The sequence below is a fragment of the Phenylobacterium kunshanense genome, from assembly GCF_003254525.1.
Taxonomy (GTDB): domain Bacteria; phylum Pseudomonadota; class Alphaproteobacteria; order Caulobacterales; family Caulobacteraceae; genus Phenylobacterium; species Phenylobacterium kunshanense.
Window position 1 is genome coordinate 491,235 of record NZ_QFYS01000001.1, and the last position, 14,448, is coordinate 505,682.

Annotated in this window: 13 protein-coding genes; 4 read left to right on the plus strand and 9 right to left on the minus strand. The window is 68.7% G+C overall.

Annotated elements, in window-relative coordinates:
- Positions 1–6: 6 nt before the first annotated feature.
- Positions 7–1,152, plus strand: a complete 1,146-nt coding sequence (locus DJ019_RS02540; RefSeq protein WP_111274402.1) for a bifunctional 2-C-methyl-D-erythritol 4-phosphate cytidylyltransferase/2-C-methyl-D-erythritol 2,4-cyclodiphosphate synthase — start codon at positions 7–9, stop codon at positions 1,150–1,152.
- 3 nt (positions 1,153–1,155) lie between these two features.
- Here the strand turns inward: DJ019_RS02540 and DJ019_RS02545 are convergent, their stop codons facing one another.
- Positions 1,156–3,444 carry a fused MFS/spermidine synthase gene (locus DJ019_RS02545; protein ID WP_111274403.1) on the minus strand — a complete coding sequence of 763 codons (2,289 nt, stop codon included), beginning with the start codon at positions 3,442–3,444 and terminating at the stop codon, positions 1,156–1,158.
- 79 nt (positions 3,445–3,523) lie between these two features.
- Here DJ019_RS02545 and DJ019_RS02550 point away from each other — a divergent pair, with 79 nt between their 5' ends.
- Together DJ019_RS02550 and DJ019_RS02555 are read left to right on the plus strand one after the other, a co-directional pair.
- Positions 3,524–4,015, plus strand: a complete 492-nt coding sequence (locus DJ019_RS02550; RefSeq protein ID WP_111274404.1) for a CinA family protein — start codon at positions 3,524–3,526, stop codon at positions 4,013–4,015.
- A gap of 53 nt (positions 4,016–4,068) precedes the next feature.
- Positions 4,069–5,298 carry an APC family permease gene (locus tag DJ019_RS02555; RefSeq protein ID WP_338066058.1) on the plus strand — a complete coding sequence of 410 codons (1,230 nt, stop codon included), beginning with the start codon at positions 4,069–4,071 and terminating at the stop codon, positions 5,296–5,298.
- Here DJ019_RS02555 and DJ019_RS02560 read toward each other — a convergent pair.
- Together DJ019_RS02560 and lipA are read right to left on the minus strand one after the other, a co-directional pair.
- Positions 5,273–5,722 carry a type II toxin-antitoxin system RatA family toxin gene (locus tag DJ019_RS02560; protein ID WP_111274406.1) on the minus strand — a complete coding sequence of 150 codons (450 nt, stop codon included), beginning with the start codon at positions 5,720–5,722 and terminating at the stop codon, positions 5,273–5,275. The genes DJ019_RS02555 and DJ019_RS02560 overlap by 26 nt on opposite strands.
- A gap of 5 nt (positions 5,723–5,727) precedes the next feature.
- Positions 5,728–6,690 (minus strand): lipoyl synthase, encoded by a 963-nt coding sequence (lipA, locus tag DJ019_RS02565; protein ID WP_111274407.1) that lies wholly within the window; start codon positions 6,688–6,690, stop codon positions 5,728–5,730.
- Positions 6,691–6,832: 142 nt separating this feature from the next.
- Between lipA and DJ019_RS02570 the strand changes: the two genes are divergently transcribed.
- On the plus strand, positions 6,833–8,386 hold the full coding sequence (locus tag DJ019_RS02570) for an AMP-binding protein (RefSeq protein ID WP_111274408.1): 1,554 nt from the start codon (positions 6,833–6,835) through the stop codon (positions 8,384–8,386).
- Positions 8,387–8,411: 25 nt separating this feature from the next.
- Here the strand turns inward: DJ019_RS02570 and lpdA are convergent, their stop codons facing one another.
- From lpdA to pdhA, 6 genes are read right to left on the minus strand one after another with little or no spacing between them, the layout of a single operon-like run.
- Positions 8,412–9,803, minus strand: a complete 1,392-nt coding sequence (gene lpdA / locus DJ019_RS02575) for a dihydrolipoyl dehydrogenase (protein ID WP_111274409.1) — start codon at positions 9,801–9,803, stop codon at positions 8,412–8,414.
- Positions 9,803–10,282 carry a glutathione peroxidase gene (locus DJ019_RS02580; RefSeq protein ID WP_111274410.1) on the minus strand — a complete coding sequence of 160 codons (480 nt, stop codon included), beginning with the start codon at positions 10,280–10,282 and terminating at the stop codon, positions 9,803–9,805. Before DJ019_RS02580 ends, lpdA begins: the two co-directional genes overlap by 1 nt.
- A gap of 18 nt (positions 10,283–10,300) precedes the next feature.
- A complete protein-coding gene (locus tag DJ019_RS02585; protein ID WP_111274411.1) occupies positions 10,301–11,626 on the minus strand; it encodes a pyruvate dehydrogenase complex dihydrolipoamide acetyltransferase in 1,326 nt (441 codons plus the stop codon).
- Positions 11,623–12,030, minus strand: coding sequence for a GFA family protein (locus DJ019_RS02590; protein ID WP_111274412.1), 408 nt, complete (start codon positions 12,028–12,030; stop codon positions 11,623–11,625). The genes DJ019_RS02585 and DJ019_RS02590 overlap by 4 nt, the downstream gene beginning before the upstream one ends.
- Complete coding sequence (locus DJ019_RS02595; protein WP_111274413.1) at positions 12,027–13,409, minus strand: pyruvate dehydrogenase complex E1 component subunit beta; 1,383 nt, start codon at positions 13,407–13,409, stop codon at positions 12,027–12,029. Before DJ019_RS02595 ends, DJ019_RS02590 begins: the two co-directional genes overlap by 4 nt.
- Positions 13,406–14,437, minus strand: coding sequence for a pyruvate dehydrogenase (acetyl-transferring) E1 component subunit alpha (pdhA, locus tag DJ019_RS02600; protein ID WP_111274414.1), 1,032 nt, complete (start codon positions 14,435–14,437; stop codon positions 13,406–13,408). The genes DJ019_RS02595 and pdhA overlap by 4 nt, the downstream gene beginning before the upstream one ends.
- Between the last annotated feature and the right edge of the window lie 11 nt (positions 14,438–14,448).

Below are 14,448 nucleotides of genomic sequence, written 5' to 3' on the forward strand. Positions count from 1 at the left end.
GACCCCATGAGTTTTTCCGCTGTCATCGTGGCCGCCGGCGAGGGCCTGCGAGCCGGCCCAGGCGAGCCCAAGGCATGGCGCAACCTCGGCGGGCGCCCCATCCTGCGCTGGTCGGTCGAAGGGCTGCTGGCCGCCGGGGCTCGCGAAGTCGTCGTGGTCGTCGCCAGCGATCGCCTCGGGCATGCCGACGACGCGTTGGCGGGCCTGGCGAACTGGACGGCGGTCGCCGGTGGTCGGACGCGCGCCGAATCCGTCCAGGCCGGCCTCGCAGCGCTGTCGGCGGGCGCCACCCAGCCGGTCCTCATCCATGACGCGGCCCGTCCGTTCGTGACGCGGACCCACGTGGAACGCCTGCTCGCGGCCCTGGACGTGGCCGACGGGGCCATCCCGACCCTTCCTGTGCCGGACACCCTGAAGAGAGGCGACGGGATCGTCGACGAAACCGTCCCGCGCGACGGGCTCTGGCGCGCCCAGACGCCACAGGCGTTCAGGTTGGGGAAGCTCAAGACCGCCTACGGCCGCTGGCCGGCGGGCGAGGAGCCAACCGACGACGCGTCGGTGATGGAGCGCGCCGGCGGGTCGGTGGCCATGGTTCCCGGCGATCCGCTGCTGATGAAACTCACCTATCCGGAGGACTTCGTGTTGGCGGAGCAGCTTTGCGGGGCCCGGCGCATCGTCCGCACCGGCTTCGGCGTCGACGCCCACCGCTTCGGCCCCGGCGACGTGGTCTGGCTGTGCGGCATCCGCATCCAGCACGACCTTGGTCTTATCGGGCACTCGGACGCTGACTGCGGGCTCCACGCGCTGACCGACGCCGTGCTCGGGGCCATCGCCGAAGCCGATATCGGGGAACATTTCCCCCCCTCCGATCCGCGGTGGAAGGGCGCCTCGTCCGATCGATTCCTGAGCCACGCGGTCGGCCTGGTCGCCGCGCGGGGCGGACAGATTCTGAACGCGGACGTGACCCTGATCTGCGAGCGACCGAAAATCCGCCCACATCGCGACGCCATGCGCGCCCGGCTGGCGGAACTGCTCGGCCTTCCGGTCGACCGCGTGAGCGTCAAGGCCACCACCACGGAGGGCATGGGCTTCACCGGTCGCGAAGAGGGCCTGATGGCCCAGGCGGTCGTGACGGTGGAGACGCCTCTCTAGGCTCTAGGGCAGCCAGCTCCAGCGCCCCTTGAGGTTGGCGTAGAGCGAGCCCGCGAGGTTTGTGTAGTCGTCCGTCCAGGGACGGGCGAGGAACGGATTCACCGCCTTCCACTTGCCCGACCTCGCATAGGCCTCCAGCGCCTCAGGGTTCCGGGCGACGATGACCGCGTCCTCCGCAGACTCCCAGCTGCCCTCGGGCTCCTTGTCCGGGCGGTAGGTCTGGATCAGCCCATGGCCCCCCGCCGCCCGCGCGACGGCTTGGGCGGGGCCAAGGAGGTCCAGGTTGCGGTTGGACAGGTGCAGGATGAGGATGCCGTCCGGCTTGAGCTTGGCCAGGTAGCCGCGGACGGCCTCGACGGTCAGCAGGTGCGCCGGCACGGCGTCGGACGAGAAGGCATCGATCAAGAGGATGTCGAAGCTCGCGTCGGGCTGATCGGCCACGGTCAGGCGGGCGTCGCCGATCACATAGTCCAGCCGACCCCGCGCGCATTCGGTCGTGTAGGTGAAGTTCTTCGGGTCGGTGGCCACCTTCACGACCAGGGGATCGATCTCGAAGAAGGTCAGGTGGTCCCCCGGCCGGGTGTACGCCGCCACGGACCCGGTCCCGAGCCCGACCGCGCCGATCCGCAGGCTTGGCGCGGCCGCAATCCTGGTCGTGAACACCTGCCCGATCGGCGTGCTTGGAGTGTAGTAGACCATCGGCTTGCACCGGTAGGCGTCGGCCTGCGCCTGGGCGCCGTGCAGGGTTGTCCCGTGCGCCAGCATCTTCACCTCGCCGCCGATGTTCGGGACATAGGTCTCGGAACGCTTCAGGACGCCGAAGAAGCTGCGCCAGCTCTCGCGCGTGTCGGTGCGGTCGGCCGTGACCTCCGAGGCGTAGGACAGCACCGCGATGATCGCGAAGAAGAACAGGGCGTAGCGGCGGATCATGAAGGCGCAGATGACCGCAAGGATCAGCAGCGTCTTCATTCCCATGTCGAACAGCTCGGACTGGTCGAAGGCGCCGACCACGGATTCGGTCGTCACCCGCGCCCCTGCGAAGGTCACGACGATGGGCGTCAGCACGGCTGCGACCACCCCCACGACGAACATCACCCACGTCGCGATCGGAACCTTGGTGAGGACGCCCCAGGGCCTGGCCAGGCAGGACAGCGCCAGGATCAGCGGGTACTCCCAGACGTCATTGAAGATGACCGGCGCCACGAAGGCGTTGAATCCTCCGCCGACGACCCCGCCCAGCGACAGGCAAAGGTAGAACTCCGTGAGGTGGGTGGGGTCCGGCCGCTGGGCCACAAGGCGCTGGTGGCACATCAGCGCGGTCAGGAAGAACGCCGCCAGGTGCACGAACAGCACGAGGCCGAAGAACGTCGCCCGGAACGGCAGCAGCGCCACGCAGGCCGCGAGCGCCGCGCCCTGCAGGGTCAGCGTCAGCGTCGGCGAAATGGCGGGCCGGTCCTGGAACGCCACGATGAAGGTGGTCAGGTAAAGCGCGAGCGGCAGCACCCAGAGGAAGGGCGCGGAGGCGACGTCGGTCGTGATGTAGGTGGTCACCCCCAGCATCAGGCTGGAAGGAATCGCCGCCAGGAGGACCCATATGATCCGCTGGCGCCATGACGGCTTGGGCGTTGCGGCCGCCGCCTGCCCTTCCACAGCTTGAGCCCGGACCCGCGAGACCGCGATCGCCAGGACTCCGATGATCAGGACGAAGACTCCGTAGCCGAGGCTCCAGCCCAGCCGCTGGCCCAGCAGCGTGAAGGCCGGCTCCACGGCGATCGGATAGGCCAGCAGCGCCAGCAGGCTGCCCAGGTTGCTGGCCGCGTAGAGGACGTACGGCTCCTTGCCCTCCGCCGCCCCGATGGTCCGCGCGTGCCAGGCCTGCACCAGCGGGGCGGTCGCGGAAAGCACCGCGAATGGCGCGCCGATCGACAGGGTCAGCACCGCGAGCAGCCAAAGGTTCGGATGTTCCGACGACGGAGGGCCGGCCAGGCCGTTTACCCGCAATGGAAGCGCGACGGCGGCGATCACGACGGCCGCCACATGGGTCAGCGCCTGGCCGCGGACGGTGGGAATCCGCTGCAGCAGGTGGGCGTAGAAATACCCCGCCAACAGCGCGAGCTGGAAGAACGCCATCGAGGTGTTCCAGACCGAGGAACTCCCTCCCAGCAGCGGCAGCACGAGCTTGGCCACCATCGGCTGGACGACGAAGACGAGCGCCGCGCTGCTGAAGACGGTCACTGCGAACAGCGCGGGCGGCGCGCGATGCGAGGCCGGCATGTCTGCGAGCGTGGTCATGGGTCTCGAATCGTCTTGATCAGGAGGGACCTGCGATGCTCTGTGGTTGGGCCCGCCCGGTAAAGGGGACTTAGTGTCGATGTTCAACCTGGAGATCGTGACGCTCGCCCGTCTGTTGATCGACGAGGCGCGGGAGCGCTCGCTCCGGATCGTCACGGCGGAAAGCTGCACCGGCGGACTGGTGGCCGGAGCGATCTGCTCGATCCCCGGCTCGTCAGACGTGTTCGAGCGTGGCTTCATCACCTATTCCAACCGCGCCAAGCAGGAGATCCTGGGCGTGCCCGGCGACCTGATCGCCGACCTGGGCGCGGTGTCCGAGCCGGTGGCCCGGATGATGGCCGAAGGCGCCCTCGAAGCCTCGAACGCCCACCTCGCGGTGGCCATCACGGGCGTCGCCGGCCCCGGCGGCGGCACACGGATGAAGCCGGTGGGCACCGTCCACATCGCCACCGCCCGCTCCAACCAGCGCATCATCCACGAGGAACACTTCTTCGAGGTCGAGACGCGTGAGGCGGTTCAGCTCGCCGCTGTGCAGGCGGCGCTGCAGATGCTGCGGGATCGGCTAGCCTGAGCGACGCGCCAGACCTTCTGAGGGCCCTTCGCCGGCGCGACCTCGTCGGCATCCTGCTGAACGCCATGATGGGCGCGGGCATGCTGGCCGCACCCGCGAAGGTGTTCGACCTCGCAGGGGGATGGAGCTTCGCGGTCCTGGCGGTCAGCGCCGTGATCCTGCTGCCTCTGATCCTGTGCTTCGCCGACCTTGGCAGCCGCTTCACCGGCACCGGCGGCCCCTACCTCTATGCGCGCGCCGCCCTGCCCGGCTGGATGGCCTTCTCGGTGGGCTGGCTGCTGTGGATCAGCCAGGCTCTTTCGGTGGCGACCCTGGCCAACCTGCTGGTGAGCTACCTCGCCGGCTTCGTCCCCAGTCTGGGCGCGGGTCTCCCCCGGGCCGCCGTGATTGTCGCCCTGGGATTGGGGTTCACCTGGATCGTGCTGCGCGGCATCCGCCAGTCCGCACGGGCCAGCAATGTGCTGATCGTCCTGAAGGTGGGTTTCGTGCTCGGCTTCTTCGCGGCCGGGGCCGCGTTCGTTCAACCGCACCGGCTGGCCGAGCCCGCCCCCATCCCGGACGCCGTCACCTTCGTCCAGGCGGTGCTGATCTACCTGTTCGCCTATTCAGGCTTCGAGCGGGCGGCGGTCGTCGCCGGCGAGGCGCGCGAACCTCGCCGCGATGTGCCGGCTTCCCTGCTGAGCAGCGTGGCCTTGGTCACCCTCGCCTACGCCGCCGTCCTGCTGGTGTGCATCGGCGTGCTGGACAACCCCGCCTCCACGGACCGCCCGCTCGCCGAGGTAGGGCGCCAGCTCTTCGGCCCGGTCGGCCAGATCGCGGTCTCGGCCGGCGCCATCGCCGTTATCCTCGGCACGATCCTGGTGATCACCCTCTCCATGCCTCGCATGCTTCTTGCGCTTGCCGAGCGCGGCCAGCTTCCCGAAGGCCTGGGCCGGGTGCATCCGCTATGGCGCACGCCACACCTGGCGATTGCGGTGTCTTCCGTGCTGGCGTTCGGCTCGGCGCTGATGAGCGACCTGCTCAGCAGCCTGACCTTCGCCACCGCCACGCGCATCCTGGGCTATGTGCTGTGTTGCGTGGCGCTCTGGCGTTTCTCCAGGCGGACCGACGCCCCGCCGGCGCAGTTCAACCTGCCCGGTCGGGGTCCCGTGGCGCTTCTAACCGCCGCGCTGTTCCTGGGCGTTCTGGCCGTGGGCGCGGCGAAGGAACTGCCTGCCCTCGCGGCCGTGCTGATCGTCGGGCTGGCGCTCCTCGCGTTCACGTCGCGCCGTAAAGCACCCTAGCGCGGTCCTCGAAGCAGCTCATCAGACGCTCCACCGCATGGTGGAAATTGGCCGCCAGCAGCCCCTCCAGCAGCCGCGATTTGAACTGGAAGTCGATGTCGAACTCGATGCGCGTCCCGGCCGGATCCTCCAGGAACCGCCAGCGGTTCGTCAGCTTGCGGAACGGACCGGATAGCAGGTTCACGTCGATCTGACGGTTGGTCCCGTCGCGATGGACCCGGGTCGCGAAGCGCTCCTTCAGGAACGAGAACCCCACCCCCGCCTCGGCGTCCAGGCTGTCGACGCCCTCGCCCAGCGCACGCCGGTTCCACGTCCGCATGGACGTGATCCAGGGTACGAACTTGGGATAGGCCTCGACGTCCCCCACCAGGGAGAAAAGCTGGTCGGGAGTGTAGGGCAGAACCCGGGAGACGTGGTGATGCACGGGCGCTACGCCCTCGCCTCTCGCTCCCGCCGCGCCGCCTGCAGGCGGGCGAAATCCTCGCCGGCATGGTGGGACGAGCGGGTCAGAGGGCTGGACGAGACCATCAGGAAGCCCTTGGCCCGGGCGATCTCCTCATAGGCCTTGAACTCGTCGGGATGGACGAACCGGTCGATCGGCGCGTGCTTGCGGGTGGGCTGCAGGTACTGGCCGATGGTGATGAAGTCGACGCCGGCCGACCGCATGTCGTCCATGACCTGCATCACCTCCTCCTTGGCCTCGCCCAGGCCGACCATGATGCCGGACTTGGTGAACTGTTGCGGGTCGCGCTCCTTCACCCGCTCCAGCAGGCGCAGGGAGTTGTAGTAACGGGCGCCCGGGCGGATCGGCAGGTACAGCCGCGGCACGGTCTCGAGGTTGTGGTTGAAGACGTCGGGCCGCGCCTCGATCACCTCGTAGACCGCGTCCAGCGGCTTGCGCAGGAAGTCGGGCGTCAGGATCTCGATGGTGGTCTGAGGCGAGGCCTCGCGAATGGCCCGGACCACGGCGGCGAAGTGCGCCGCGCCGCCGTCCGCCAGATCGTCGCGGTCGACCGAGGTGATGACCACGTGGGCCAGCCCCATCTTGGCGACCGCGTCCGCCACCCGGGCCGGTTCGGTCGGGTCCAGCGGGTCCGGCTTGCCCGTCGCCACGTTGCAGAAGGCGCAGGCCCGGGTGCAGGTCTCGCCCATGATCATCATGGTCGCGTGGTTCTTCGACCAGCACTCACCGATGTTGGGGCAGGCCGCCTCCTCGCAGACCGTGACCAGGCCGTGCCCCTTCACGATCTCCTTGGTGGCGTTGTAGCCGGGCGCCCCGGGCGCGCGGACGCGCAGCCACTCGGGCTTGCGCAGGATCGGACTGTCCGGACGCGACTGCTTCTCGGGGTGACGCGGGCGCTTGGCGCCCAGGGTGTCGATGACCACGGCCATGGGCCCTAGATCGTCCGTCCGCGCCTCCGGATCAAGCGCGCACGCCGCCGCGGGCCTGACCTCACGGCAAGTTACCGATCTTTTCAGCGCCGACGGGCGCCTATAGGGTCCCCCCCAACGATAAACTGGGAGGCGTTCGCCCTTGCGTGCGTTCGACAGCGCGTCTGCGCAGTCATCTATCTTTGACGCCCTGATTGCGGCGTCTCGGAAATACGGGGCCAAGAAGCCGATCCTGGAGGACCAGGAACGCAATCCCCTCACCTATCTCGACCTGATCCGCGGTTCGTTCGCCCTGGGGCGGAAGATCAGCGCGTTCACGAGGAAGGGGGAGCGCGTCGGCGTCATGCTGCCCTCCAGCTCGGGCGGCGTCGTGACGTTCTTCGCCCTCCACGCGTTCGGCCGCGTCCCGACCATGCTGAACTTCACGGCCGGCATCCGGAACCTGAAGGCGGCCTGCGAGCTGGCCGGCGTGCGCACGGTGCTGACCTCCCATCGCTTCGTCGAGCAGGGCAAGCTGCACGACCTGATCGACGCCCTCGAGACCATGACCAACGTGGTCTACCTTGAGGACGTTCGGAACACGGTAGGCCTGGCCGACAAGCTCTACGCCGCCGCGGCCGGCGCCCTGCCGATGCAGTTCCGGGCGCCCCTTTCCCCGCGCGAGCCGGGGGTGATCCTCTTTACATCGGGCAGCTTCGGCGCGCCGCGCGGCGTGGTGCTGAGCCACGCCAACCTTGTGTCGAACTGCCGGCAGATCGCCCAGCACATCGCGCTCGACACCAACTGGGTGTTCTTCAACCCGCTGCCGATCTTCCACGTCTTCGGCCTGACCGGCGGCGCCCTGCTGCCGATCTTCAGTGGCCTCAAGGCGTTCCAGTACCCCTCGCCGCTGCACGTGAAGCAGATTCCGGCGCTGGTGAAGGACACCAAGGCGAACGTGCTGTTCGCCACCGACACCTTCATCAACCAGTACGCCCGTTCGGCCGAGAAGGACGAACTTTCGGGCCTGACCTTCGTGGTCTGCGGCGCCGAGAAGGTGCGCGACGAGACCCACAACCTGATCCACGAGAAGTTCGGGCCGATCCCGCTGCTCGAGGGCTACGGCGCGACGGAATGCTCGCCCGTGATCGCGGTGAACCAGCCCGGGGACAACCGCCGCGGCACGGTCGGCGCCCTGCTGCCCGGCATGGAGACCCGCCTGGAGCCGGTCGAGGGCATCCCCGGCGGCGGAAAGCTGCTGGTGCGCGGGCCCAACGTCATGTCCGGCTACCTGCGCCCCGACGGCGGCGTCGAGCCTCCCAACGACGGCTGGCACGACACGGGTGACGTGGTGTCCATCAGTGACGACGGCTGGGTGAAGATCCTCGGGCGGGTGAAGCGCTTCGCCAAGGTGGGCGGCGAGATGGTCTCCCTGACCGCCGCCGAGGACCTGGCCGCCGCCGTCTGGCCCGACTGCCGCCACGCCGTGGTCGCCTTGCCCGACCCGAAGAAGGGCGAGCGCCTGGTCCTGGTGACCGACCGCCGCGACGCCGAGCCAGCGCCCCTGCTCGCCCACGCCCAGCAGATCGGCGCGCCGGAACTGGCCGTGCCGCGCAAGATCATCCGGGTGCCCGAGATCCCCGTGCTGGGCACCGGCAAGACCGACTACGTCGCCCTCCAGCGGATCGTCGACGCGGAGATCAAGCGGGCGGCGTGAGCCTCGCCCGCTGCGGCGGGCGACCTCAGAGGTGCAGTACGCGCCCGTAGGCGTCGAGCGCGGCCTCGTGCATCGCCTCGCTCATGGTCGGGTGCGGGAAGACCGTGGCCTGGATCTCGGCCTCGGTGGCCTCCAGGGTCATGGCCAGGGCGAACCCCTGGATCATCTCGGTGACCTCGTGGCCGACCATGTGCGCGCCGATCAGCGCGCCGGTCCTGCCGTCGAAGATGGTCTTCACCAGGCCGTCCGGTTCGCCGGCGGCCACCGCCTTGCCGTTCACCCGGAACGGAAAGCGGCCGACCTTCGGCTCCAGCCCCTGCTCCTTCGCCTGCGCCTCGGTGAGGCCCACCGACGCCACCTGCGGCGTCGTGTAGGTGCAGCCGGGGATCGGCGCCGTGAGGTTGGTCGGCTTCAGGCCGGCGATGTGCTCGATGCAGTGCACGCCCTCGTGGCTCGCCTTGTGCGCCAGCCAGGGCGGACCGGCCACGTCGCCGATGGCGTAGAGCCCGGGCACGCCGGTCGCGCCGTGCGCGTCGGTGACCACGTGGGTCTTCTCGATCCTGACGCCCAGGGCCTCCAGGCCCAGGTCCTCGACGTTGCCGACGATGCCGACCGCGACGATGGCGACATCGGCCTGCAGGGTCTCGGCCTTGCCGCCCGCCTCGATCTCCAATGACACGCCCGTCTTGGTCTTCGTGAGCTTCTTCACATTGGCCGGCGCGCGGAACTTGATCCCGCGCTTCTCGAACACCTTGTGCGCGGCCTTGGAGATTTCCTCGTCCTCGACCGGCAGGATGCGCGGCATCATCTCGACGACCGTAACATCCGCGCCCAACGCCCTGTAGAAGCTGGCGAATTCCATGCCGATAGCGCCTGACCCGATGACCACCAGCGACTTCGGCGCCGCCTTGGGGACCAGGGCCTCGCGGTACGTCCAGACGCGCTCGCCGTCCGGCTCCAGCCCGATGGCGGGGATGGTCCGGGCGCGGGCGCCGGTGGCGAGGATCACATGCTTGGCGGTCAGCTTCCGTTGGCCCACCACGACGGTCGGCGCGGGCGAGCCCTTTTCCAGCTGGGCGCTTCCCTGCACCACCTCGATCTTGTGCTTCTTCATCAGGAAGGTGACGCCGGAATTCATCTGCGCCGCCACCTTGCGCGAGCGCTCGACCACGGCGCCGAAGTCGAAGCCGCGCTTCTCCACCGACAGGCCAAAGTCTTTCAGGTGGTCGAGTTGTTCGTACACCTCGCCCGACTTCAGCAGCGCCTTGGTGGGAATGCAGCCCCAGTTGAGGCAGATGCCGCCCAGCTCGGCCCGCTCCACGATGGCGACCTTGAAGCCGAGCTGCGAGGCGCGGATGGCGGTCACATAGCCGCCCGGCCCCGAGCCGATCACCACGACGTCGAACGCATCAGCCATCAGAGCAAAGCCTCGATCGCGCCTTCCAGCGACTTGGGTTCATCGGTGGGCGCATAGCGGTCGACGACCTTGCCCGAGCGGTCGATCAGGAACTTGGTGAAGTTCCACTTGATCCCCTCGGTGCCCAGCAGGCCCTTCTTCTGGCCCTTGAGGAAGACGTAGAGCGGGTGCGCGGTCGGGCCGTTCACGTCGATCTTCCGCATCATGGGGAAGTCCACGTCATAGGTCAGCGAGCAGAAGGATTTGATCTCCTCCTCATCGCCGGGCTCCTGCGCGCCGAACTGGTTGCAGGGGAAGCCCAGCACCACGAAGCCGCGGTCGCGGTACTTTCGGTAGAGCTCCTCCAGACCGGCATACTGGCGCGTGAAGCCACACTTGCTGGCCGTATTGACGATCAGCAGCACCTTGCCCTGGTAGTCCGCCAGCGGCGCCGGCTGGCCGTCGATGGTTTCGGCCGTGAAATCGTACACGCTCGCCATTTCGTCCCGTCCCTTCGATCAGACGATCATCGTCAGCGGTTCTTCGATCAGCGCCCTGAACGCCTGCAGCCAGCGGGCGCCTGTCGCCCCGTCGACCACGCGATGGTCGCAGGTCAGGGTGACGCTCATCACCGTGGCGATCTCCAGCTTGTCGCCGCGCACCACGGGCCGCTTCTCGCCCGCACCGACCGACAGGATGCAGCCCTGCGGCTCGTTGAGGATCGAGGCGAAGGTCTTGATGCCGAACATGCCGAGGTTGGAGACCGAAAAGGTGCCGCCCTGGAATTCCTCGGGCTTCAGCTTCTTGTTGCGCGCCCGCTCGGCGAGGTCCTTGGCCTCGGTGGCGATCTGGGCGAGACCCTTGGTCTCCGCGGCGCGGATGATGGGCGTGATCAGCCCGCCGGGCACGGCCACCGCCATGGCGATGTCGGCGTGATGGTGCATGGCGATGCCTTCGGGCGTGTAAGAGGCGTTGGCCTCCGGCACCCGCTTCAGCGCCACGGCCGCCGCCTTCATGACGAGGTCGTTGACGCTGACCTTCACGCCCTCCTTCTCGAGCAGGGCGTTGATCCGCGTGCGCGCGGCCAAGAGGCCGTCGATCTCCAGGTCGATGGTCAGCGGGAAGTGCGGCACGTCGCGGAAGCTGTCGGTCATCCGCCGCGCTACCGTCTTGCGCATGCCGTCCAGGGGGATCAGGTCGTAGCTGCCAGCCGGGATGCCCATCTGCTCCAGGCTCTGCGCCTGGCGTGGCGCCGCGGCGGCCGGAGCCGCGGCGGCTGCGGGCCTGGCCTGGCCGGGCTGGGCCTTGTCGATGTCGACCTTGACGATCCGCCCGTGCGGGCCGCTGCCGGTGACCGCCGACAGGTCGACACCCTTCTGCTCCGCCAGTCGTCGAGCGAGCGGCGAGGCGAAGATCCTGGAACCTCCCCCGTTCACGGGGGAGGGGGACCGCGAAGCGGTGGACGGGGCGGTGGCGACAGGCTCGGGCTTGGAAGCCGGCGCAGGCTCCGATTTGGCAGGCGCAGGTGCGGCCGCACCGCCCCCTCCACCCTTCGGGTCCCCCTCTCCCACCTTGGCGGGAGAGGTTTGAGGCGCGGCGGTCTCGCCGTCGCCGGCCAGCCGCGCGATCGGGGTATTCACCTTCACCCCTTCCGAGCCTTCGGAGACGAGGATTTCCCGGACGACGCCCTCGTCGACCGCCTCGACCTCCATGGTCGCCTTGTCGGTCTCGATCTCGGCGATCACGTCGCCGGACTTCACCGTATCGCCGACCTTCACGTGCCACTTGGCGAGGGTGCCCTCCTCCATCGTCGGAGACAGGGCGGGCATGAGGACGTCCGTCATGCGGGTTCCTTGGAGAGATGGGACAGGGAATGCGCGTTGGCTTCCCAGTTCTGACCGTCGAAGGCCTCGATCACGAGTTCGAAGCCGTCGACCGAGTCGAGGCAGCGGGCGTTGACGCTCCAGCCGTCCGGGTTGGATCGCGGCCGGTAGAAGCTCTTCACGCCGCACTCCGAGCAGAAGAGGTGCTTCGCCACCCGGGTGTTGAACGTGTATTCGGCCAGCCGGTCCGCGCCCTTGGTCAGGCGGAAGCGGCTCTCGGGCACGATCACGTGCACGAAGCCGGTCTTGGCGCACATGGAGCAGTTGCAGGTCTGCGCCTCCACCGTGGCCGGCAGGGCCGCCTCGAAACGCACGCCGCCGCAGTGGCAGCCCCCCGCGCGCCAGGTGAAGGGGCTTTCGCTCATCGGTAGCTCACGGCCTTGGCCGCCTTCACGATCCGGTCCACCGAAGGCATCGACAACGCCTCCAGATTCGCGGCGTAGGGCAGCGGCACGTCCTCCTGGTGGACCCGCGCCGGCGGGGCGTCGAGGTAGTCGAAGGCGAGTTCCGTGACCTTGGCCGCGACCTCGGCGCCGACGCCCATCGGCCCCCAGCCTTCCTCGACGGTGACCAGGCGGTTGGTCTTCTTGACGCTCTCGACCACGGTCTCGATGTCCATGGGGCGGATCGTGCGCAGGTCGACCACCTCGGCCTCGATCCCTTCCTTGGCCAGTTCTTCGGCGGCCTGCAGGCAGAAACCCACCATGCGGGAATAGGCCACCAGCGTGACGCCGGTCCCCTCGCGGCGGACCTTGGCCTTGCCGATCGGCACGACCCAGTCGACGTCTTCCGGCACGTCGAACTCCTGACCGTAGAGCATCTCGTGCTCCAGGAAGACCACGGGGTTCGGGTCGCGGATCGCGGCCTTCAGCAGGCCCTTGGCGTCGGCCGCGTCGTAGGGTGCGATCACCTTCAGGCCGGGCACGTGGCCGTACCACGCGGCGTAGTCCTGGCTATGCTGGGCCGCCACCCGCGCCGCCGCTCCGTTCGGGCCGCGGAAGACGATGGATGTCTTGATCTGCCCGCCCGACATATAGAGCGTCTTGGCGGCCGAATTGATAATATGATCAATGGCCTGCATGGCGAAGTTGAACGTCATGAACTCGACGATCGGCTTCAGCCCGGCCATCGCCGCGCCCACGCCCAGGCCGGCGAAGCCGTACTCGGTGATCGGCGTGTCGATCACCCGCTTGGGGCCGAACTCGTCCAGCAGGCCGCGGCTCACCTTGTAGGCGCCCTGGTATTGGGCGACTTCCTCGCCCATCAGGAAGACGTCGCCGTCGCGGCGCATCTCCTCGGCCATCGCGTCGCGCAGGGCGTCGCGGACCGTGGTCTTCACCAGCTTCACGCCCTCCGGCAGCTCGGGATCCCGCAGGGCCGGCTTCGGCGTCACCGGGGCCACGCCCTCGCCTTCCGGCTGGGGCCTGGCGGTCTCCGGCGGCTGCTTCTCGGGGTCTCCGGCCGACGCGGGGGGCGCCTCGACCTTCGCGGGCTGGGCCGCCCCACCCTCGCCGCCCAGGCGGGCGATCGGGGTGTTGACCTTCACCTCTTCCGAGCCCTCGGGGACCAGGATCTCGGAGACCACGCCCTCGTCGACGGCCTCGACCTCCATGGTCGCCTTGTCGGTCTCGATCTCGGCGATCACGTCGCCGGACTTCACCGTATCGCCGACCTTGACGAACCACTTGGCGAGCGTGCCCTCCTCCATGGTGGGCGAGAGCGCCGGCATCAGGATGTCGGTCACGCGCTGAGCTCCGTGTAGACGTCGGTGTAGAGTTCGGACGGTTCGGGTTCGGGCGAGGTGCGGGCGAACTCCGCGGCGTCGGCGACGATCTTCTTCACCTCGGCGTCGATGGCCTTCAGCGTGGCCTCATCGGCCCAGCCGTTCTTCTCCAGCAGTTCCTCGACATGGTCGATGGGATCGCGGGTCTTGCGGACCTCGTCCACCTCCTCGCGGGTCCGGTACTTGGCCGGATCGCTCATGGAGTGGCCGCGGTAGCGGTAGGTCTTCATCTCGAGGATGTACGGCCCTTGCCCCGACGCGGCGTGCGCGCGGGCCTTCTCGGCGGCGGCCTTCACGGCCAGCACGTCCATGCCGTCCACTTCCTCGCCCGGGATGCCGAACGAGGCGCCGCGCTTGTGCAGCCGGGTCTCGGACGACGAGCGCTGGATCGCCGTGCCCATGGCGTACTGGTTGTTCTCGATCACGTACACGACCGGCAGCTTCCACAGCTCGGCCATGTTGAACGCCTCGTACACCTGGCCCTGGTTGGCGGCGCCGTCGCCGAAGAAGGCGAAGCTGACCTTGCCGTCGTCACGGTACCAGTTGGCGAGCGCGAGGCCCGTGCCCAGCGGCACCTGGGCGCCGACGATGCCGTGGCCGCCATAGAAGGCCGCCTCGGTCGAGAACATGTGCATCGACCCGCCCTTGCCCTTGGACGAGCCGCCGGCCCGGCCGGTGAGTTCGGCCATGACCTCTCGGGGGTCCATGCCGCAAGTCAGCATGTGGCCGTGGTCGCGGTAGCCGGTGATGATCTCGTCGCCCGGCTGCTTGGCCGCCTCGACGCCGACCGCGATGGCTTCCTGGCCGATATAGAGGTGGCAGAAGCCGCCGATCAGGCCCATGCCGTAGAGCTGACCCGCCCGCTCCTCGAAGCGCCGGATAAGCAGCATGTCCCGGTAGTATTTGAGCAGTTCGTCCTTGCCGGCCGCGGTCTTGTCCGCGCCATTGGCCTTCCGCCGACCGGTCGCCCCGGCCTGTGCGCGCGCCATGCGTCGCTCCC

What these genes read in the sequence shown, in the direction of transcription:
- pdhA (WP_111274414.1), bottom strand. Translation starts at nt 14,437, where the DNA reads ATGGCGCGCGCACAGGCCGGGGCGACCGGTCGGCGGAAGGCCAATGGC.
- lipA (WP_111274407.1), bottom strand. Translation starts at nt 6,690, where the DNA reads ATGGCCGTGGTCATCGACACCCTGGGCGCCAAGCGCCCGCGTCACCCC.
- DJ019_RS02590 (WP_111274412.1), bottom strand. Translation starts at nt 12,030, where the DNA reads ATGAGCGAAAGCCCCTTCACCTGGCGCGCGGGGGGCTGCCACTGCGGC.
- DJ019_RS02585 (WP_111274411.1), bottom strand. Translation starts at nt 11,626, where the DNA reads ATGACGGACGTCCTCATGCCCGCCCTGTCTCCGACGATGGAGGAGGGC.
- lpdA (WP_111274409.1), bottom strand. Translation starts at nt 9,803, where the DNA reads ATGGCTGATGCGTTCGACGTCGTGGTGATCGGCTCGGGGCCGGGCGGC.
- DJ019_RS02550 (WP_111274404.1), top strand. Translation starts at nt 3,524, where the DNA reads ATGTTCAACCTGGAGATCGTGACGCTCGCCCGTCTGTTGATCGACGAG.
- DJ019_RS02540 (WP_111274402.1), top strand. Translation starts at nt 7, where the DNA reads ATGAGTTTTTCCGCTGTCATCGTGGCCGCCGGCGAGGGCCTGCGAGCC.
- DJ019_RS02580 (WP_111274410.1), bottom strand. Translation starts at nt 10,282, where the DNA reads ATGGCGAGCGTGTACGATTTCACGGCCGAAACCATCGACGGCCAGCCG.
- DJ019_RS02545 (WP_111274403.1), bottom strand. Translation starts at nt 3,444, where the DNA reads ATGACCACGCTCGCAGACATGCCGGCCTCGCATCGCGCGCCGCCCGCG.